This window comes from Vreelandella titanicae BH1, assembly GCF_000336575.1.
Lineage (GTDB): Bacteria > Pseudomonadota > Gammaproteobacteria > Pseudomonadales > Halomonadaceae > Vreelandella > Vreelandella titanicae.
In genome coordinates this window covers 409826-426153 of record NZ_AOPO01000002.1, presented here as the reverse complement: position 1 = coordinate 426153, position 16328 = coordinate 409826, and the positions used below count along the sequence as shown (strand labels likewise).

The 16328-nt window shown below is 50.7% G+C and carries 27 protein-coding genes; 14 read left to right on the top strand and 13 right to left on the bottom strand.

Going from position 1 to position 16328, the window contains the following annotated elements:
• Positions 1–63: 63 nt before the first annotated feature.
• A complete protein-coding gene (locus tag HALTITAN_RS06500; protein ID WP_085947148.1) occupies positions 64–393 on the bottom strand; it encodes an HNH endonuclease in 330 nt (109 codons plus the stop codon).
• 80 nt (positions 394–473) lie between these two features.
• Here HALTITAN_RS06500 and HALTITAN_RS06495 point away from each other — a divergent pair, with 80 nt between their 5' ends.
• A complete protein-coding gene (locus tag HALTITAN_RS06495; protein WP_009286610.1) occupies positions 474–938 on the top strand; it encodes a hypothetical protein in 465 nt (154 codons plus the stop codon).
• Positions 939–1076: 138 nt separating this feature from the next.
• Here HALTITAN_RS06495 and HALTITAN_RS06490 read toward each other — a convergent pair whose 3' ends face one another.
• The 3 genes from HALTITAN_RS06490 to HALTITAN_RS06480 are packed head-to-tail and all read right to left on the bottom strand — an operon-like array spanning position 1077 to position 2402.
• Positions 1077–1493 (bottom strand): hypothetical protein, encoded by a 417-nt coding sequence (locus tag HALTITAN_RS06490; protein ID WP_152419238.1) that lies wholly within the window; start codon positions 1491–1493, stop codon positions 1077–1079.
• Positions 1490–1843 carry a phage holin family protein gene (locus HALTITAN_RS06485; RefSeq protein WP_022523428.1) on the bottom strand — a complete coding sequence of 118 codons (354 nt, stop codon included), beginning with the start codon at positions 1841–1843 and terminating at the stop codon, positions 1490–1492. Before HALTITAN_RS06485 ends, HALTITAN_RS06490 begins: the two co-directional genes overlap by 4 nt.
• Positions 1844–1871: 28 nt before the next feature.
• A complete protein-coding gene (locus tag HALTITAN_RS06480) occupies positions 1872–2402 on the bottom strand; it encodes a glycoside hydrolase family 24 protein (RefSeq protein ID WP_009286608.1) in 531 nt (176 codons plus the stop codon).
• Positions 2403–3165: 763 nt separating this feature from the next.
• Between HALTITAN_RS06480 and HALTITAN_RS06475 the strand changes: the two genes are divergently transcribed.
• The gene (locus HALTITAN_RS06475; protein ID WP_039858394.1) at positions 3166–4461 is read left to right on the top strand and encodes a hypothetical protein; all 1296 of its coding nucleotides are present in this window, start codon (positions 3166–3168) and stop codon (positions 4459–4461) included.
• Positions 4462–4497: 36 nt separating this feature from the next.
• On the opposite strand, the gene HALTITAN_RS06470 is transcribed toward HALTITAN_RS06475, so the two are convergent.
• From HALTITAN_RS06470 to HALTITAN_RS24485, 6 genes are all read right to left on the bottom strand, one after another.
• Positions 4498–5067, bottom strand: coding sequence for a hypothetical protein (locus HALTITAN_RS06470; RefSeq protein ID WP_152419236.1), 570 nt, complete (start codon positions 5065–5067; stop codon positions 4498–4500).
• A gap of 5 nt (positions 5068–5072) precedes the next feature.
• Positions 5073–5582, bottom strand: coding sequence for a VRR-NUC domain-containing protein (locus tag HALTITAN_RS06465; protein WP_083868719.1), 510 nt, complete (start codon positions 5580–5582; stop codon positions 5073–5075).
• Complete coding sequence (locus HALTITAN_RS06460) at positions 5579–5890, bottom strand: hypothetical protein (RefSeq protein WP_039858392.1); 312 nt, start codon at positions 5888–5890, stop codon at positions 5579–5581. The genes HALTITAN_RS06465 and HALTITAN_RS06460 overlap by 4 nt, the downstream gene beginning before the upstream one ends.
• Positions 5883–6011 carry a hypothetical protein gene (locus tag HALTITAN_RS26185; protein ID WP_268871413.1) on the bottom strand — a complete coding sequence of 43 codons (129 nt, stop codon included), beginning with the start codon at positions 6009–6011 and terminating at the stop codon, positions 5883–5885. The genes HALTITAN_RS06460 and HALTITAN_RS26185 overlap by 8 nt, the downstream gene beginning before the upstream one ends.
• 148 nt (positions 6012–6159) lie before the next feature.
• A complete protein-coding gene (locus tag HALTITAN_RS06455) occupies positions 6160–6888 on the bottom strand; it encodes a hypothetical protein (RefSeq protein WP_051051905.1) in 729 nt (242 codons plus the stop codon).
• Entirely contained in the window at positions 6882–7928 is a 1047-nt protein-coding gene (locus tag HALTITAN_RS24485) for a helix-turn-helix domain-containing protein (RefSeq protein ID WP_009286605.1), read from the bottom strand. The genes HALTITAN_RS06455 and HALTITAN_RS24485 overlap by 7 nt, the downstream gene beginning before the upstream one ends.
• A gap of 218 nt (positions 7929–8146) precedes the next feature.
• On the opposite strand from HALTITAN_RS24485, the gene HALTITAN_RS06440 reads away from it, so the two are divergent.
• Both HALTITAN_RS06440 and HALTITAN_RS25295 read left to right on the top strand, forming a co-directional pair.
• Positions 8147–8644, top strand: coding sequence for a hypothetical protein (locus HALTITAN_RS06440; protein WP_009286604.1), 498 nt, complete (start codon positions 8147–8149; stop codon positions 8642–8644).
• A 112-nt stretch (positions 8645–8756) separates the two neighbouring features.
• On the top strand, positions 8757–9035 hold the full coding sequence (locus HALTITAN_RS25295; RefSeq protein WP_152419235.1) for a hypothetical protein: 279 nt from the start codon (positions 8757–8759) through the stop codon (positions 9033–9035).
• On the opposite strand, the gene HALTITAN_RS06430 is transcribed toward HALTITAN_RS25295, so the two are convergent.
• On the bottom strand, positions 9019–9957 hold the full coding sequence (locus HALTITAN_RS06430) for a terminase TerL endonuclease subunit (protein ID WP_009286603.1): 939 nt from the start codon (positions 9955–9957) through the stop codon (positions 9019–9021). The genes HALTITAN_RS25295 and HALTITAN_RS06430 overlap by 17 nt on opposite strands.
• Positions 9958–10038: 81 nt before the next feature.
• On the opposite strand from HALTITAN_RS06430, the gene HALTITAN_RS06425 reads away from it, so the two are divergent.
• Together HALTITAN_RS06425 and HALTITAN_RS25290 are read left to right on the top strand one after the other, a co-directional pair.
• Positions 10039–10284, top strand: coding sequence for a hypothetical protein (locus tag HALTITAN_RS06425; RefSeq protein WP_039858388.1), 246 nt, complete (start codon positions 10039–10041; stop codon positions 10282–10284).
• Between the two features lie 123 nt (positions 10285–10407).
• A complete protein-coding gene (locus HALTITAN_RS25290; protein WP_152419234.1) occupies positions 10408–10839 on the top strand; it encodes a hypothetical protein in 432 nt (143 codons plus the stop codon).
• Here the strand turns inward: HALTITAN_RS25290 and HALTITAN_RS06415 are convergent.
• Both HALTITAN_RS06415 and HALTITAN_RS06410 read right to left on the bottom strand, forming a co-directional pair.
• Positions 10809–11051, bottom strand: a complete 243-nt coding sequence (locus HALTITAN_RS06415; protein ID WP_039858386.1) for a hypothetical protein — start codon at positions 11049–11051, stop codon at positions 10809–10811. The two genes, HALTITAN_RS25290 and HALTITAN_RS06415, sit on opposite strands and share 31 nt — an antisense overlap.
• An 81-nt stretch (positions 11052–11132) precedes the next feature.
• Positions 11133–11369, bottom strand: coding sequence for a YdaS family helix-turn-helix protein (locus HALTITAN_RS06410; RefSeq protein WP_039858385.1), 237 nt, complete (start codon positions 11367–11369; stop codon positions 11133–11135).
• A gap of 88 nt (positions 11370–11457) precedes the next feature.
• Here HALTITAN_RS06410 and HALTITAN_RS06405 point away from each other — a divergent pair, with 88 nt between their 5' ends.
• The 8 genes from HALTITAN_RS06405 (at position 11458) to HALTITAN_RS06370 (ending at position 16327) form a co-directional block, all read left to right on the top strand.
• On the top strand, positions 11458–12147 hold the full coding sequence (locus HALTITAN_RS06405; RefSeq protein WP_009286602.1) for an XRE family transcriptional regulator: 690 nt from the start codon (positions 11458–11460) through the stop codon (positions 12145–12147).
• Positions 12148–12198: 51 nt separating this feature from the next.
• Complete coding sequence (locus HALTITAN_RS06400) at positions 12199–14055, top strand: DEAD/DEAH box helicase (protein ID WP_039858384.1); 1857 nt, start codon at positions 12199–12201, stop codon at positions 14053–14055.
• Entirely contained in the window at positions 14052–14456 is a 405-nt protein-coding gene (locus HALTITAN_RS24480) for a hypothetical protein (protein WP_009286600.1), read from the top strand. Before HALTITAN_RS06400 ends, HALTITAN_RS24480 begins: the two co-directional genes overlap by 4 nt.
• Positions 14457–14608: 152 nt before the next feature.
• Positions 14609–14995 (top strand): helix-turn-helix domain-containing protein, encoded by a 387-nt coding sequence (locus HALTITAN_RS06390; RefSeq protein WP_051051903.1) that lies wholly within the window; start codon positions 14609–14611, stop codon positions 14993–14995.
• Positions 14992–15309 (top strand): hypothetical protein, encoded by a 318-nt coding sequence (locus HALTITAN_RS06385; protein WP_039858382.1) that lies wholly within the window; start codon positions 14992–14994, stop codon positions 15307–15309. The genes HALTITAN_RS06390 and HALTITAN_RS06385 overlap by 4 nt, the downstream gene beginning before the upstream one ends.
• A complete protein-coding gene (locus HALTITAN_RS06380) occupies positions 15306–15629 on the top strand; it encodes a hypothetical protein (protein WP_039858380.1) in 324 nt (107 codons plus the stop codon). The genes HALTITAN_RS06385 and HALTITAN_RS06380 overlap by 4 nt, the downstream gene beginning before the upstream one ends.
• A gap of 12 nt (positions 15630–15641) precedes the next feature.
• Positions 15642–15953 carry a hypothetical protein gene (locus HALTITAN_RS06375; protein WP_051051901.1) on the top strand — a complete coding sequence of 104 codons (312 nt, stop codon included), beginning with the start codon at positions 15642–15644 and terminating at the stop codon, positions 15951–15953.
• Positions 15954–16057: 104 nt separating this feature from the next.
• Positions 16058–16327 carry a hypothetical protein gene (locus HALTITAN_RS06370; protein WP_039858378.1) on the top strand — a complete coding sequence of 90 codons (270 nt, stop codon included), beginning with the start codon at positions 16058–16060 and terminating at the stop codon, positions 16325–16327.
• The last annotated feature ends 1 nt before the right edge of the window (position 16328 follow it).

Here is a 16328-nt window from a genome sequence, read left to right as displayed (position 1 = left end):
AATTTAATGGAGGCTGCGGTGTCCGCTGGCGAAAGGCTGTAGGGATTTGATCCCCCCTCCCCCTCAGGCGTCCGCGCCACGCCCGCGAAGTGCTTCCTTCTGCGTTTTTACTTTGTGGCATGACTTGCAGGTCGACTCTAGATTATCGTCCTCGTCAGTGCCGCCAGAGGCCTTGTTGTCGATGTGGTCGACTTCCTCCGCTGGGGTATAAATACCCTTTCGCAGACATGGCTGACACAATCCTTTGTCGCGTTGCAGTATGCGCTCACGCTTCCTTCTCCAAGGCCTCCCGCCTCGGCCTGATCTTTTATGGGCTGGCTTCTTCCAGGCAACTGCTTGGTCGGCGTGCTTGTCGCAATAGCCGTGCTTGTGCGTGGTTTTGCCTGCGCACATAGGGGCGCGGCATGGGCGTGGTGGCGAGGATGGAATTGCGCTAACCTTTCTGGGCAAATTAATTTTTTAAGGGATTCTGTATGTCAGATATAGCGAATGCGCTGTTCCAGCAAATGCGTTTAACAATCCTACTGACGGCTAAGGATGATGCCGAGCAAAGCCCATTCCTCCCTGCCTACCTCTTGGCTTGGGATGATGGCGTTTATCCAATCCTTGACGAAGGGGCTGATTGGCATAAGCCACATGCAGAGCAGTTTCGTATTGCTAAAGAGCAAGTAGATCGCATCTTCTCGATATTGTGCGACCATTGGGAAGACAAAAAAGAGGTCACTTTCTACGAGCTTGAAGACCTGCTTGGTATCCACGGCTCCGCTTACTCAACCGGGGACTTCCAGAGAAATGACGTCATTAGTATCTGCCGCTACCTGTTCTTGCATGACCGTTTTGATAAAGAGTTTTGGTCAACTCTTTGTCGTAACGGGGAATGCCCATCAGATGCACACATCATTGGAAGTAATCGAGAAGTGGACATCTACTTCAATTAATCTTCATCAACATCGCTAATAACAATCTCAGTCACCGCCGCTCGGTCAGCATTAAACCGGCGGCGTAGCGCCTCATATTCAGCGAGCAATAAAAGCAGCCCTTTATTACTCTGTAAGATCCGCGTAGGCGCTGGTAGCTCATTGGTTAGATGCTCCGGAACCTCCGGACTGTCGCACTCCAGTGGCATTGCCTGATCGCTGAAGCTCGCGCACCCAGTCAACAACCCCATCAGGCAGATCGCTATCAAGCCAGTCACCTGCTTTCGCATCTTGTTCTCCCAATGGTTCGAGGGCCCCGGTGCTGGCGCCTATATCGTCATCAATGGTGTTTAACGTGCGTTCACGCTTGGCCAGTGCGTTGCTCAGTGTCTCAATGCGCTGGCGCTGCAACTGCTGGTGCTCGATCAATATCTCGGCACGATTACGTTGGTGCTCAGCCTCTGCCTGGTATGCGTCACGTTCGCCTGTAACGTGCTGCCAGTAGAAATAAACAGCAGCAATACTTATTCCGCCAATACCCACGCCGATCAGCTTGCGCTTGAGCTGCCCGATCATTTGCGCCACCGTCCGATGAAGACCTCATAGAGGTCGTCTGCTTTACTGCGAATCCAATCGGTACCCAGGAACGCCAGGAACACGCACGGAGGAAAGGCAATAATAGTTGGCCAGCCTTGAGACTCAGCTATCCATAGGAATACGGGAAACAGCGGCGTTGCCAAAAGCGTGCACATCACCGCGCCAAGCAGTGACTTCTTCAGACTACCTCCCTCGTGAACACCACGAATAAATCCCATCGTGAAGGTCAGGATGGCCACCAAAGTGATGGGCAAGAAATCCAGCAGCCCTTGCCAGAAGTTGGGGTCTCTGCCATTCATAGGGCGTTTCTCTTTTCGTCTTGGATTCATGGCGCACCTCTCGGGCGGGCCTCGTCAGTTAGTCGATGGAAATGCCGCCAGCCGCTTCATAAACACTCAGCAACTCATCAGTAGCCAGCTCCCTTTGGCCATAGCCAGCACCTGGTAGGCTCGCCCAGATTTTGCGGCAAGCGTGGATGGCGTCACGGATACGGCCGTCATGGATCAATGCAAGCGCTTTGCACTGGCGGATAAGGTGAACGGCGCCTAGATCTTGGCTAGCAGGCGTGAAGTCAGGTATATGGAACCGCTGGGCCAGGTCATCCCATGTGCGCATCAGGAACTGGTAGCGCCCTGCTGCACTGGAGTGAATTTCATAAGCAGGAAGCCAAACAAGCTGGCGCGGGTGATCGTCGTAGCTGTTGAACGTCTTGCCGCCGACAATCACATTGAATCCGTCCTGATTACCAAAGCGTGGCGTACCTTCGGCAAAGGCCAATGTGTCGAGGAAGGCGGCCACGTTGCCAGCGCTTGTATCTCTTGGCGGTGCTGGCTCAACGGGCAGCAGTTCCGCCTCCTCAAGCCAATGAGTAGGAGAATGAGCAGACATAGAAGCCTCAGAAATTGGTAACGTGAAGTAATCAGGCAGAAAGGATCAAACAAATGGGAACAGAGAGGAGTCAGCAGCGCCGAATAATGTTACAAGGGCTAGCCAGTCTTGGATGACTAAGCTATAGCCGAATGGTAAGACGCAAATACACCTCTCAAATGGAACCTGGAGGATCGAATGAAAAAGTGGATTATGATGGCGGCTGCAAATTGGCTGCGTAAGCCAGAAAATCAGCAGAAAGCTAAATCAGCATGGAACAAGTTTCGAGATCGCAAACCTTCGGAGCAGACACCGCAACCTCAGCCCACGTCGCGAAATAACACTGAACGCAGACCTAGTGATAGCTCTGATAATCGGCTTTGACCCTAAGTCACATGTTGCCTAGGCCACGAACATCATAATGCTGCGAAAAAATAACACTTAGATACACAAAAGCCCCGCCGGGCTACCGGCGGGGCTTTATTGAAAATGCTAGTCTCATCTATGACTAGGATAGAAACACGATAGCTTAATCGTTCCCATGATGCAACACTTCGCAGTCAGCTTCTAGTGCACCCAAGCCTTGCAAGCCAAATTTGGTTAGAACTCAATATAAAAGCAATCTGCGCAAGAAATCCATATATATTCATCAGAATCAATGCTCTACAATTCGCCACTAGCTATGCTATGTAAATATCAACCAATCTATTTCATGCATAACACCAATACATTACAATACAAGAAATTTGTTAAAACCTTCTACACAGCATTAAGGTTAAAAACTATGAAAAATTGGGAACATAAAGACATCGATCACCCTGTTTATAAAAAAATGGACGGCATATTGTCATATCTACACAACAGTGTAGACACTATCAACACCAACTCACCCAATGACCTTTCAAAGCTTTATTACATACTATCCAAAACAAGAGAGGCTCTTTATTCAATTGATCCTTTCTTTTACCCAAAGAGAGAACTTGATGCAATTGACAACATAATATCAAATGAAGAATTTCTAGAACTAATTCACGAATCAATAAAATTTCATGGAAACTTCAACTATGAAGCTGCATTTCCATACACTGAAGAATTAGCAAATAGCGCTTATCGCCTATCAGGTGCTAGTAGCAAAGATGATGATATAAAGCTACTTAAAGACATGGAAAACAACTTCACAAAGAGACACAATAAAACTGAAAAAGAAATAATTGATCTAAAACTTACACTTGAATATGAGCTAAAGGAAGCTAGAGAAAAAATAAATGAAATACATGCGTTAGAAGTCGCATTAAATGAACGAATAAATCAAACAAAAGAAACAATAAAGAACAATGAAAAAATGATGTTAATAGAAAAAAATAAGCGTATGGAGGATTTCTCCACCGAACAGAAAGCACGTCAACAAAGCTTTAAAAATGAATCTGAAAAAGCTATAAATTCAATTATCAATGATGCGAAGTCTGCTTATAACAGCCAAGAAGAAATCATAAACAAAAAAACAGCATCTCTATTACAAAAAATAGATGATAGCAATGTAGACATAACTAAAAAGCACAATTCAATAAAAGATATATATGAATTGGTTGCTGAAGATGGGATAGCGGGCGGGTACAAAAAAAATGCTGATGACGAAAAGAGTGCCGCCAACTTATGGAGAGGAATCACCATGGGGTGTTACGCACTCATAATCTTATGGGTATTATTCAAAAATACTCTCGGATTCGAAACCTTTATCAACAATCAGGTTCAATGGCCAGTATTAATTATCACTATATCAATTACAGCAATTGCCTTTATTGCTGCACAGTTCTCATCAAAACAGTCACGAATTCATTTAATCAACGAGCAAAAAATGCGCTGGTTTGCTCTTGAAGTCAAGGCAATCGACCCATTTATATCATCTCTTCCAGAAAGCGAAAAAAACGACCTCAAAAGGCAACTAAGTGAAAAACTATTCTGTCAGCATAGAACTGAAGATTTTAGCAACGAATCAGAGTCACATAGCAAATCGTTAGATGCTCTCTCATCAGTAGTAAACAATCTGTCAGATACAATAAAAACAATCACTAAAAAATGATTGGTTGAGCTCCTTTGATCTAATGGAGCTCAATTTTTACCACAACCGAGTCAACATAATCATCTGCGCACGCCCCTCTAAAGCTGCTCGCTTAATCGCTTGACCTTTTTTGAATTCAATTTTGGCCTCAATACCTGGTGGCCACCCCAGCATTTGAGCGTAATCCCCCACGTGTGCAGCAATCTGATCATAGCTCTTTCCCCAAGGCCCATTTACCCGACGGTCTGTCTTTGCCGCCTGGATAAGCGCGGCTAGCAAGTTGCGAGTGGGCAGTCGTGCATACTCTATAAACTTTCTGGCTTCTTCATGGGCAGCATGGACACGTATACCGCGATCATAGGCAATCGCCAGGGGTTCAGCGGCAGCTGTTCCACCACCAGGTTGTTCACCCAGTTTGGCCGCCGAGCTGAATGGCTGGTACCCCGGGTTTTCATGGACGTACCAGATGCGCCGCTCTACTTCCATATCAAGCACACGGTTAACAAATACCCGTGCTGCCTCCGGATCGTGGTCTTTATGTGATTCTCTTGCGATCTCACGCAGCCTAGCCATTGGCATTCGCTCAAACATATCGCGCATCGTGCTTCCCTCTTTCTTAACTGCCATGGCCATCACCCCTTCCTCCACTCGGTCCCACTCTCCAGCGCCAGCCGTTCGCCGACTATTTGCGTGCGGGGCCAACTGGCGTATTCCCTAAGCACTGCTTTGGCCTCCTCGAGTCCCAGCGCCAGCACGGCGCAATAGCCCTCATATTCGCTATCTTCCAGCCACTTGAATTGGCTATCGGCTAACGGCGCATCCTTTGGCGGGGTGGCCTTGAACTCCAGGTACAGGCCAAACCAACCGCCGCGGGCCTGACGAACGGGGAGATCGCTCACGCCTGCCTTTACGCCCTGGCGTTTTAAGTCGCTCGCGGTTTTCTTGTTGCGGTGGCCACCGTTGGGCACATGGAAGGTGGCATCGAACAACTCGCCTACCGGGTGGCCGCGCATCTTCTCGCCATACAGCCAACGGATCAGAACGGCTTGCTCCTGCCCTTCCCAATCAACTGGCTTTGCCCGGGGCGCGCCGCTTTTGGTTAGTGCTCGAGGACGGCGGGGGTTCTGGATTCGTAACGTCACGCCATACCCCCGGCGATCTGGTCGAGCATTCGTTGCTGGCGCTCCCAACGTTGGTAATCGGCTACTATCCGCTCCAGCATGGCCCGCGCCGTATCGTTATGATCCAGCTCGGCGCGGCTTTGAATGCCACACGAATGACGGATGAAATCGGCGCAGTCCTCTGGGCTGTGGGTACCATCGGGCAGTTGCCGATACTCAAGCGCCTTTGCCTGGCGGCGGCGGCAATCGAGGTACAAACCGAAGCGCGCGTTTTGGCACAATAACGCGGCACGGCGCGCCTGCTGCCCACCTTTCAATGCTTCACCCATCGTCATGCTCCCCTTGATCGTTCAACCCTTCGACACTCTTACAAAAGGCGCCAGCAGCGCAGGCCACCGCGATAAACACGCCCGCCAGCACCCCCAACAGAAACCAGCTCACGCCATCCATTGCCGACGTCCTCCCCGCTGTGATGTGCGCATGCACTGCTTGCACGCTGGAAGCGGCTCACCGGTACCCGGGTCGCGAAACTCGTCAGCGCTCTTGCGGTGTTGGCAGGCCGGGCACTTAGGCCGGTCATAAGCACGGCTCAACATCGTTAACGCCCTCCCATTGCAGACAGTGGCGCGCCCGCCTGTTCCAGGAGCTCACGCCGGCGCGCCTCTTCCTGCTCGATCTCCTCACGACGCTTGCGAGCCTTGGCATCACCTGGCTTATTGATGATCTCGCGCAGTTGGCCAACCATGCGCTTACGCTGGCGCCGCCCTTGCTCGGTCAGCGGTTTTTCAGCGGGTGGTAGCAAGTGGGCCACTTTCGGAGCGGGCAGCTTGCCGGCATCGACCGCCTCCTGAAGTACCAGCTCACGGCGCTGCGGATCATGCCCCAACGACACCTGCCACACCGGCTGGCGCCCTTCTGCTTTGGCGGTTTCGGCTTCCCGCTCGTAGGCTGCCAGGAAGGCCATGCGCGCCCCCACCTGGTCACCGCCGTTCAGTACCGGCTTGGCCACGCCAAACGCCCGGGCAATTTCCGGTGTCCACACCACGGTTTCACTCTCATCGGTACTACGCAGCGCCAGCGCCCACGCCTCATTGGGCAACAGGTGCTTATTCGCGCTGGGCAACCGCTCAACGATCGCGGCCAGGGTCAGCTTGCCGTGCAGCTCGGCACGGCAACGGGCCAAGGCGCGGCGGATCTCGGCAAACGGGTAGCCGCTAAGGTCATCGGTAATCAACACCGCAGCAGTTGGGCGAATTTCTTGGCCTAGCACCTCGGCCGTGGCGTACACCAGCTCGAGCACCTGGTCAGACTCATGTTCGGTTAGCATGACGAAGACTCCTGCTGTTGGCGGCGGGCGGCCATGATGCGCTTGGCCTCCTCGGCGTTACTCAGGTTGGATTGCGTGCTATCCAGCTGGCGCGCCCTGGCCTGGGTCACCTGCTGGCCGGTGGCTAGTTGCGTGGCGATCGCCTCGCAGTCCTGCAGCAGTAGGCCCACGGGGTGCATCCGGGCGGTGTAATACTGGTTGTTCAGCTTCACGTAATGGGCAGCCACCCCAGGGGCGCGATCGGCACCTACCCGATTGACCAACTGGCTCAGGGTGGCACCGGTCTTTTCATTCCAGACTGGCCAAGCGCCATACCGGTGGCGATACGCACAGGCGTAATTGGCCCACGCCTTGAACGTCTTGGCTTTCGGATCCCGGGTGCCAGGCATATCGCTGGGGATTCGCGCCAGCAACGCATCGGCGGATTCCTGCGGCCCATCCGGTTCAGCTTGCGGTTCGTCAGCGCCCAGGTAGTCACCAGTGGCAGCGGCTGGGCTGGCCCCAGGCGCAACCCTCTTACTGGAACCCTCTAACTGAACCCCTAAACCTGAACCCCTCTCTTCACGGTTTTCCGAATACCCCTCTTCGGGATCTCGAATAGGGTTCTCCCCGTTTTCCGAATATCCCCCTTCGGGATCTCGAATAGGGTTCTCACGATTTTCCGAATACCCCCCTTCGGAATCTCGAATAGGGTTCTCACGATTTTCCGAATACCCCCCTTCGGTTTTTCGAGTACCCCCATTCGGCTTTCCGAGGGGGTTCTTCATAAAGATCCTGCGCTCGACAATCTGCTTGCCTTCGCGAATCTGATCCACGCGAATCCAGCCCTTCTTTTTCAGCGAGCTGATCACTTCGGAAACACGGTTAGGCGAAAGACCAAAGAACTCGGCCAGCTTCTTGTTGGACTTGAAACAGCCCTTTTGCGGATGCTGCAGGCTGTCGATCTCGATCAGCATCACTTTCTCTTGCAGTGAGAGCTCCCGATTCAGCCAGATCTCGGCGGGGATCCAGACACCTCGGAATGCGCGCTCTTCGGTCATAACGCACCTCCCTTAGGAAAGGGTGGGCGCTCATACCCAACAAGTTGTAAGCTGATAGTCGCCAAACCCTGCTTAACAACCTGTAACGGAGAGCACCCATGGAAACGCAGAAACCTGTTTACACAGCCGGTGATAGAGAACACAGGCATAACCATGTGCCGCCAGCTAGAACGCCACCTCCACCACCGCCGCAAAAACCTAAATAAAGGATTTAAAAGATGACTGAGCAGCACACCGCAAAAGTGAGAATTGATGAACGCACTCTTTACGAAGCCAAGGGAGATGCGGCGTATGCCATTCGCTATCTCCATCTGCAGGAAAGGCTTTTCCTGAGAATGTCTCACGTGTTCAAGTTTGTTAGTTTGCTGGGCGGTAGTGCTGCTTTTGTTGGTGCCGCCACAGCGTCTCCTGCACTCACAGGATTTAGTGGCATTCTGGTCGCAGCAAGCACCATCCTCGATTTTGTTATCAAACCAGAGGAGGCTTCGCTGAAATGCCGCACAGTCAAACACAAGTACCAAAAACTGTTGGCAAAAGCCGAAACCTCCGACTTGCCAGAATTTTCGAGGAAACTGGCTAAAATCTCTCTTACCAGCACTCCCCACATCGAAGGCTTGAGAAGACCCGCCTATAACGATTCTTGCCACGAGCGAGGCAGGCCGGATTTTGTTTTGCCTCTCAGTAACTGGGAAAAGTTTGTAAGTATGCTTGCGTAAGCAAAAAGGACTATTACTCACCATTGAGAAGTCCTCCGTACAAATAGAAAGCCACGCCGAAGCCCGCTAAGGTGGAAGTTGCAACACCACCCACCAAAAGAAGGAAAGCGACGTGGCTGAAAACGACACGCAAAAAATGCTGAAAACCGTGCTTGTCATGCAGGCAGAAATCTTGGGGAGACTGGAAGCCCTTGAGCAAGCGCCGGAAAGCACCGGGGATCCCACACACGATCACATTAGAAAAATTTCCGGTTTGACACCGACTCCTATCTACGAGGATCCACGCCTGGAAGCGCTGCATCATGTCCGCGAGGCAATAGAGTCCGGAGACAATCGCTACCTCGACAAGGCAATTGATGAAGTAGTTGGCTTGGTCAATCATCCTCGTTGACCTCCCCTGGCTGGCGGCTTTCATCAAGCGCCAGCCCTACCGCCATGATCAGCGCCAGCGCTCCATCAATGCGCTGCCCTTGAAGGCGGCGGGGATAATGGCTGCGCTTAAGCGAAGAAGTTACCCGGCAACGATCAAGGACTTGCAGCACATGATTGGTTAGCATCGGGTCACCGGCATGGCAAAATAGGCCCGCACACACCAATTCCCGAGTGGCCTGCATAGGCTCTGACATATTGGCGACAGTACAACGAAACTCGACCACCTCAACGCCCGCCTCGTCTAGCAATAACGCCTCACGTGTATTGCGCCACGGGTCGAATGCGACCGGGCCTGAGTTCTTAAGTCGTTCCACAAGGTTCTTACCCCTTGCTTCCTGACTAAACCGAACCTCAAAGCAATCATTTGGCGTTTTATATAGCTTAACGATGGACACAAGCCCATCAGGGTCAGTGTTACATATGGCTGCCCATTTCTTTGTAGCCGGCGGTGAACCAAGAGTGGCCAAAGCGCTTGCCCATGCCTCGGGTGGCATCCATACCTCATCACCAGGGCTTTCGATCTCTTTAGCAGCTTCAGGCGCTGTCGAAAGAGGGCCACCAGCATCTACCCAGCCAACTGATTCGCCTAGGTCTATGGGCGGCTCCACGCTCCATTGAATGGCTGAAAACACTGATCGCCCCTTAACCACATCGATCTGCTTAAACAACAAGTAGCCTTCACCCAGGCAAAAACACAGGTACTCAACCACCTGAGCGCGGCAGGCAAAGCGCAGCTCTAAAGCGCCTCCTTTGCCTTCTTCGAACCACACACGGCTATCAAGCATGTGGGCAGCGCTGGGAAACCCCGACCGTTCATCAGCAAAAAAAGCCGTGGAACGCACTGGCTGCCTTAACGTGTTGTCCGTTAGCAGTTTGCTCATACCGCACCCCCATCAACTCGCAAATTAAGCGCCCTGAGGTTAAATTGAGTGCTCTCACACATCTCAATATCAGGAACACTCATGGCCGATGACATCTCACTTTTTCCTGTAGCCGGCTGGCAGATCGGGCCAGTACCCTCATACGACCTCATTGCTCTGAAGCTCCACTTCCTGAGTCACCCGCTGCAGAAAAGCGAGGAAGCTCAAGAGTCACAAATGTTCGCGATGACACCAGCTCAAGGTCGTGAGCTGATAGAGAGAATTCAGGCGGCAATTGATGTGTTGGAAAGCAGTGACGCTCAAGGAACTGGCGTTGAACGACATTGATTGACGCATGGTTGAATGGCTTGCCGGATTCATGGTTCATACCGCACCCCACAGATAGAAAGCCACGCCTAAGCCCGCTAAGGTGGTAGCTGTAATACCGCTCCCACAGAGAAGGAAAACAACATGCCCGTGATCGAAGTCATGAACTATCGTTTGGCTTGGAGTGAACTGATAAAAGGAGCCAGAGAAGAAGTTGAAGCCTCCACAAACGAAACTGATGCATATGAAATAGCTCAATGGGTACTGCCACTGGCATTTAAGCGGTACCTTTTCGCCTGCTATATGGATAGCATTCGTCAGCAATACGGAACCCCTTGGGAACCATTGGCGAGTCGAGCTGCTGCTGAGATGATGGTTACCCACCTTCACAAGTGGAAACCTGAGGAAGTTAGGGATCTTAGTGATCAGGATTTGATGCTGTCTCTCCATAAAGAACTGGCAAAGTTCAAGCTCACCCCGGAAGCTATGGATGCTTGCAAAGGAGTAATGAGAAACAATGAACTTTCCGAATACATAGACCATCATCAACCCTCTTCTGACTCATCAGCGAATTGATCTAACCCGGCATTGATAGGTGCATCCGGCAGCCCTAACCGCTGGCGCACTTTGCTGATCTGCGCCAGCGCCTCCTCCTCTGCCGTACGATGTTGCCGGGCGCGCTCTTCAGCTTCTTCAGCAGACTGACGCGAAGCGATGAGCCAACCAATCAAATGGGAGAGCTCCATTTCCAGCTGCCACTGCTGCATTCCATCGGTATTTCTAAACATGTCTGCACCTCATAAGACCTGTACACCCAAACAGACCAGTACCGTGGGCTGTGCTGTTTTGCGCTGGCTCATATACTGGAATCATTGAGAAGCCGCCTTTTCGGCGGGCAACTGAACAAAGACAGCTGGGCAAAGCTGAGCGGCGGTGAACTTTCCCTTAGTCAGCTTTTCTGCTCGCAAAGCAACTGCAGGAGACATGCCGTGCTTGCCACGAACCCACCCGGAAACAGTTGCCTGATCAACCTTTAGTAACTCAGCTGTCTTAATCTGCGTGCCGAAGAAACCCACCAGACTCTGGAAGGTAGAGGTTTGGCTCATCTTTTAGCGCTCCATAATAGGAATACCTATATAGTAGTTATGGGCAAACCTGTTTGCAAGCGTATGGGTTCGCCTATATAAATCGATTATGGAATTCAAAGACCGCCTTAAAAAAGCCAGGAAACTTGCTGGCCTCAATCAAGCAGAGCTCGCCAAGAGAATTGGCGTTCAGCAAACCAGCATTTCCGATTTGGAGCGCGGCAAGTCGAAATCGACCTCCTTTTCCACTCAGATCGCACATGAGCTCGGAGTCAGTGCTTTGTGGCTTGCTACAGGCAAAGGTGAAATGGTGGGTGCCGTTAGTGGTCGTCCAGCGTCGCAAGCTGTCGCATTGCCTCCTTCCTCTAATGACTACGCCCTTATCCCCCAGCTAAGCGCTCGTGGTGAAAACGGTCATGGCTACCTCAATGATCATGTTGAAGTCAAAGGCGACCTAGCCTTTAAGAGAGAGTGGCTGGCAAAAATCGGAGCTAAGCCGGAAAGCCTTAGCGTCATTTACGCTGACGGCGACAGCATGGAGCCCTACATCGTGAGTGGAGATGTAGTGTTGATCGACCACGGATGCACCACACCAATGAACGGTAAGGTCTTCGCAATACGCCGACCAGATAACAGCATCAGCATCAAACGACTCATCCAACACGTCTCAGGCGAGTGGGTCTTAAGTAGCGACAACCCTAACAAAGCGCTTTACCGCGATGAGTTAATCGATTCTGCATCTGTATGCCAAGTACCCATTATTGGTAAGGTCGTGTGGCGTGGCGGGGCGATGAATTAAGGCAAGCGGATATGGCGCTCAATCATAAACACAACTGGCAAGGTGGTATGCATGGGATACTTTTTTGACACTCCAGTAAACATAGAGACTAACAACAAATTACGCACACCACAGATTGAAGCTTATCTTAAAATCAGGGATTACTTTGCTAAGTCACCCAGTGGGGAGGCACTTGTCGTTTTACCAACTGGTACGGGGAAAAGTGGACTAGTATCGATTGCACCTTTCGGCACTAGCAAAGGCAGAGTGCTTATAATAGCTCCTGGCTTAGTTACAAAGCAAAGCATACAAAAAACGCAAGAAGCACTATATGACAATTTTTGGATAAACCATGACGTGTTATTCGATTCCAACCATATCCCTATCGTCAGTGAATTCACTCCAAGCATCTCATTAGAGCACCTAGAGCAAAGTAATTTTGTTTATTCAAATATTCAAAAACTAGGATCATCCAGGTCTACTGGACTGCTAAATCGTGTTCCTCCAGACTTCTTTGACATGGTGATAGTCGATGAGGCACACCATGCACCCGCAAGCACTTGGAGAGAAGTGCTAGACTACTTCAAAACAGCAAAAAAGCTTCATGTAACCGGCACACCTTATAGGGGAGATGGTCAAGAAATACCAGGAGATAGAATCCATGAGACGCCTCTTTCTGAAGCGATGAGATCTAAATATATTAAATGGTTAAGAAAAGATACTTTAAATTCAGAAGATCTATTCTTCACTACACCGGAATTGCCTGGCAAGAAGCTTACTAAGGAAGAGGTTTTAAAATACAAAGAAAAAGAGTGGGTTGAAAAAAGCATAGCTTTATCTGCCCGCTGCTCTAAAGAGATCGTCGATCATAGCTTATTGAAATTGAAAGAATTAAAGGCAACATCCCCTAGTGTACCGCATAAAATATTAGCTGTTGGGTGTAGTATATCGCATGCTGAAGAGCTATTAGCGATGTATGAAGAGTGTGGTGTGAATGCAGTTCTGATTCACAGCAAGATGGAACCAGAGGATATAGCTGAGAACTTCAGATTAATTGATTCACATCAATGTCATGTAGTTGTGTCAGTAAATATGCTAATGGAAGGATATGATCATAAATACCTAAGTATTTTAGCGATTTTCCGGCCCTACAAGAGTCAAAATGCTTTCGCCCAAGTAGTTGGTAGGGTTCTCCGCGCCATACCCGAAGATGAAATTACTGCTCATGAAATAGATAACAACGCTTTAGTTATCTACCATGAAGAAACAGGCCTAGATGATTTATGGATATCTTTTCAAAAAGAAGTTACAAGATCAAAAAAGACTAGAATAGTTGACTATACTGACTTAAGCGAATCCTTTGAGAAAAGGGAAACCTATTTAGCAGATATCACCTCATCAGACAGTTATGTTAGTGGGCAAGAATCATACCTAGAAGATTTAGATTTCAATAAGCTTTTTGCGGAAAAGCGCGACCAAATACAAAAAAATATAGATACGAAGGTAGAAGAGCTACGAAAAAGTGGCTCTTTTAACGAAGATGATATAAATGAGATAGCAGCTAGATTCAGGGAAAAGGAAAAACAGAGAGCAAGCGCAGATATTGATGAAGCACTTATCCGAAAAAGACCCGATCAAGCACGTAAAGCTTTACGTCAGCTTCTGAAACAGAAAGCGGCTGAAGAAGCCACTAATATACTTTCTGATGCAGGCCTGGATGAAAAGGGAACTGAACTATACGCTAAGTTCGCGAGATTAATCCCTTATGCAAAGCCCAATTCAACCAACGATGCAGTGCTGGCCATTTATTTCAATGCTAAACTAGCTAATAAATTTGGCCCTGTAGCCAATCGCGACAATAACCTGCTGCTGGCGTCGCTCGACGATGTTGCAGTGGTTGCAGAAGAAATACGGAGAATGCTCAAATGACCAACGAAGTAAAAATTGCCACTGACAAACTGTTATCGCTATACATGTTCAAGGGCATTCAGCCATCTGAAATTTCTGAAGCTATTCACAACAGCGAATACACAAGCATATCCATGCGAAAAAACAGAGATTGTCTTGTGCTTGAGGCTACTTTCATAGATGAAGATGGTACTAAAATATCCACAAAATATTTATATTGTACAGATGGTTATCTGAATTCGGTTTCACAAAAAATTCAAGGAAGTTCCTACAAAACACAGTGGACACGTAAAGCAGCTCTAAAGGAAGCAGCACAGAAAATTATAAACTTACTTGACCCAAGCAGACGCCAAGATTTTATTCTTACTTTGCCAAAAGAAATTCAAGCTATGCTTAGTACTCATTTAAGGCTAGTAGCTTAGTTTTCATACGATCTAAGCCGGACAGCAAGGCTCCCACCCGCCCTAGAGGCGGGTTTTTTTGTGCTCAAAAACAAAATATAGGAATACCTATTGACCATTAATATGTGTTTGCCTATATTTGAGGCATCGATATATAGGCAAGGGCCAATGAGATGCAAATCACACAAGGAAACTGGCAAGCACGAATCAACCCAGAACGCGGCAGCCTGGGCCTAACCCGCACCGAAGCGGTCGACATGATGCTGCTGGCAGCGGGCAACACCTACAAAGAGATTGCCAAGGCCACCGGTCGCTCACCTGAAACTGTGCGTGGCAGTCTTAAGAAGGGTTACCACAAACTGGGCGTCTTCAAAGCCGCAGGCGCCGTTGCCGAGGCCATGCGCCGTGGCTGGATCGCTCCCCTACTGATCGCACTGCTGATCAGCGGTATCAACCCAGACGCAGAGGCCATGCGCCACCGCCCTCCCATGCGCACGCGCCAACAGGTCAGCGCCAGCCGTACTGTGTCACGCCGTGATGTGGGGAGGGTATTCGCATGAATCTCCATAACCCCAAACCCGTTATAGACACCCTGCAGGCCAATAGCATCAACACTGCGTTCCTATTCACGTTGATGCCCTGCCAGGAGCTGGCGCTTGCCATCAACCTGCAGCGCAAATATGCGGTGCTGCTGGAAACCTGCCAACACGGCATCTTCTGCCAAACGTGGCTGGCGCATCGCAATGCTCAGCACGAAAGCCACCGCAAGTTCGAGTGCTACTACAGCCGCCCTGAAACGGCACAACGCGAGATCAGCGCCATTCACGACCACCTGCAGCAGCTGCTCCATGACAGCCAAGGCGGTGCCGTATGAGCAACCACGCCGCTAAAGCCCTATGGGTGGCCATCATGCTTATCTCGATAGCTGTCCTGGGCCAGCTCTCCCAACGCGAAGAGGAAGAACAATCCGAATGGCTGGTTAGCTACTGCACGGATGCGGCGATATGGGCCGCCGAGGAGGCCCGTGGTGTACCGCTGGAAAAGCGCACCGGCCAACCGGATTACAAAGGCATCGCGGAGGAGCACTGCCCAGGCATGCGCCCCGCTGCTCCCGCGTTAGAAACCGACGCCACCTCACCGACACAGCTGGCCATGCCCGACACTGTGCCGTTTCAGCAGTTGGTTCAGTTTTGAGGGGGCTGGCGTATGTACATGCTCAACCGGCTTGGCCAACGCATCATCGTCGGCAATCGCCGCCGCCATTGCCGTTGCCGGTCGTGCGGGGCGCGCCAGGTAAAAGCCAAGCACCCCGCTGAGTATTTACGCCGCATCCGCTGCAAAAGCTGTGGGGAGTTCGACACGCTGCGCATCGGCAAGTGGGCGGATCGGCGCGGCTGGCGGTACCAGACATGCTACTGCGATGGCTATCACTTCCCCCACAGGATTCGCTCAGAGTTTTGCTATCACAACCCCAACTACCCCGCCGAAGACGCCCAGCGCGCTATTGGCGGCATGTAGAGGCCCGCTATGAATTTTGACGAACAGTTTGACCGGATATTCAAAACGCCAGCGCCAGCAGAGGGCGACGCCGGCGAAAAAAATGAGGACAGCGAGGTGCAGTCATGAGCGCGATATACACGAAAGATCCCGCCACCGGCGAACGCGTAACGCTCAGCGAGCTAGCAAAACGCCACAGCGTGCACGTCTCGACCATTTCCCGCCGTTATAGCGAGGGCAAACGCGGGCAGGCACTCGTCGATCAAGTGGATATGCAAGCGCACCTCGCCGAGCTGAACGCGAAAGCGCACGAAGCCGCAGAGCGTAGAAAGGCAATCGTCTTAACCAGCATGAACGCCTTGTCACGCCCATTTAAGCAGCTAGGAGGTAACTGAC

Excerpts from the sequence above, each read along its gene's own strand:
- HALTITAN_RS06430 (WP_009286603.1), bottom strand. The coding sequence starts at position 9,957 with ATGAGCAAACTGCTAACGGACAACACGTTAAGGCAGCCAGTGCGTTCC.
- HALTITAN_RS06380 (WP_039858380.1), top strand. The coding sequence starts at position 15,306 with ATGAGCAACCACGCCGCTAAAGCCCTATGGGTGGCCATCATGCTTATC.
- HALTITAN_RS06425 (WP_039858388.1), top strand. The coding sequence starts at position 10,039 with ATGGCCGATGACATCTCACTTTTTCCTGTAGCCGGCTGGCAGATCGGG.
- HALTITAN_RS24485 (WP_009286605.1), bottom strand. The coding sequence starts at position 7,928 with ATGACCGAAGAGCGCGCATTCCGAGGTGTCTGGATCCCCGCCGAGATC.
- HALTITAN_RS24480 (WP_009286600.1), top strand. The coding sequence starts at position 14,052 with ATGACCAACGAAGTAAAAATTGCCACTGACAAACTGTTATCGCTATAC.
- HALTITAN_RS06410 (WP_039858385.1), bottom strand. The coding sequence starts at position 11,369 with ATGAGCCAAACCTCTACCTTCCAGAGTCTGGTGGGTTTCTTCGGCACG.
- HALTITAN_RS25290 (WP_152419234.1), top strand. The coding sequence starts at position 10,408 with ATGCCCGTGATCGAAGTCATGAACTATCGTTTGGCTTGGAGTGAACTG.
- HALTITAN_RS06390 (WP_051051903.1), top strand. The coding sequence starts at position 14,609 with ATGCAAATCACACAAGGAAACTGGCAAGCACGAATCAACCCAGAACGC.
- HALTITAN_RS06490 (WP_152419238.1), bottom strand. The coding sequence starts at position 1,493 with ATGATCGGGCAGCTCAAGCGCAAGCTGATCGGCGTGGGTATTGGCGGA.
- HALTITAN_RS26185 (WP_268871413.1), bottom strand. The coding sequence starts at position 6,011 with ATGGATGGCGTGAGCTGGTTTCTGTTGGGGGTGCTGGCGGGCGTGTTT.
- HALTITAN_RS06405 (WP_009286602.1), top strand. The coding sequence starts at position 11,458 with ATGGAATTCAAAGACCGCCTTAAAAAAGCCAGGAAACTTGCTGGCCTC.
- HALTITAN_RS06495 (WP_009286610.1), top strand. The coding sequence starts at position 474 with ATGTCAGATATAGCGAATGCGCTGTTCCAGCAAATGCGTTTAACAATC.
- HALTITAN_RS06415 (WP_039858386.1), bottom strand. The coding sequence starts at position 11,051 with ATGTTTAGAAATACCGATGGAATGCAGCAGTGGCAGCTGGAAATGGAG.
- HALTITAN_RS06470 (WP_152419236.1), bottom strand. The coding sequence starts at position 5,067 with ATGGCAGTTAAGAAAGAGGGAAGCACGATGCGCGATATGTTTGAGCGA.
- HALTITAN_RS06475 (WP_039858394.1), top strand. The coding sequence starts at position 3,166 with ATGAAAAATTGGGAACATAAAGACATCGATCACCCTGTTTATAAAAAA.
- HALTITAN_RS06485 (WP_022523428.1), bottom strand. The coding sequence starts at position 1,843 with ATGAATCCAAGACGAAAAGAGAAACGCCCTATGAATGGCAGAGACCCC.
- HALTITAN_RS06370 (WP_039858378.1), top strand. The coding sequence starts at position 16,058 with ATGAGCGCGATATACACGAAAGATCCCGCCACCGGCGAACGCGTAACG.
- HALTITAN_RS06400 (WP_039858384.1), top strand. The coding sequence starts at position 12,199 with ATGGGATACTTTTTTGACACTCCAGTAAACATAGAGACTAACAACAAA.
- HALTITAN_RS06385 (WP_039858382.1), top strand. The coding sequence starts at position 14,992 with ATGAATCTCCATAACCCCAAACCCGTTATAGACACCCTGCAGGCCAAT.
- HALTITAN_RS06440 (WP_009286604.1), top strand. The coding sequence starts at position 8,147 with ATGACTGAGCAGCACACCGCAAAAGTGAGAATTGATGAACGCACTCTT.
- HALTITAN_RS06460 (WP_039858392.1), bottom strand. The coding sequence starts at position 5,890 with ATGGGTGAAGCATTGAAAGGTGGGCAGCAGGCGCGCCGTGCCGCGTTA.
- HALTITAN_RS06480 (WP_009286608.1), bottom strand. The coding sequence starts at position 2,402 with ATGTCTGCTCATTCTCCTACTCATTGGCTTGAGGAGGCGGAACTGCTG.
- HALTITAN_RS06500 (WP_085947148.1), bottom strand. The coding sequence starts at position 393 with ATGTGCGCAGGCAAAACCACGCACAAGCACGGCTATTGCGACAAGCAC.
- HALTITAN_RS06455 (WP_051051905.1), bottom strand. The coding sequence starts at position 6,888 with ATGCTAACCGAACATGAGTCTGACCAGGTGCTCGAGCTGGTGTACGCC.
- HALTITAN_RS06375 (WP_051051901.1), top strand. The coding sequence starts at position 15,642 with ATGTACATGCTCAACCGGCTTGGCCAACGCATCATCGTCGGCAATCGC.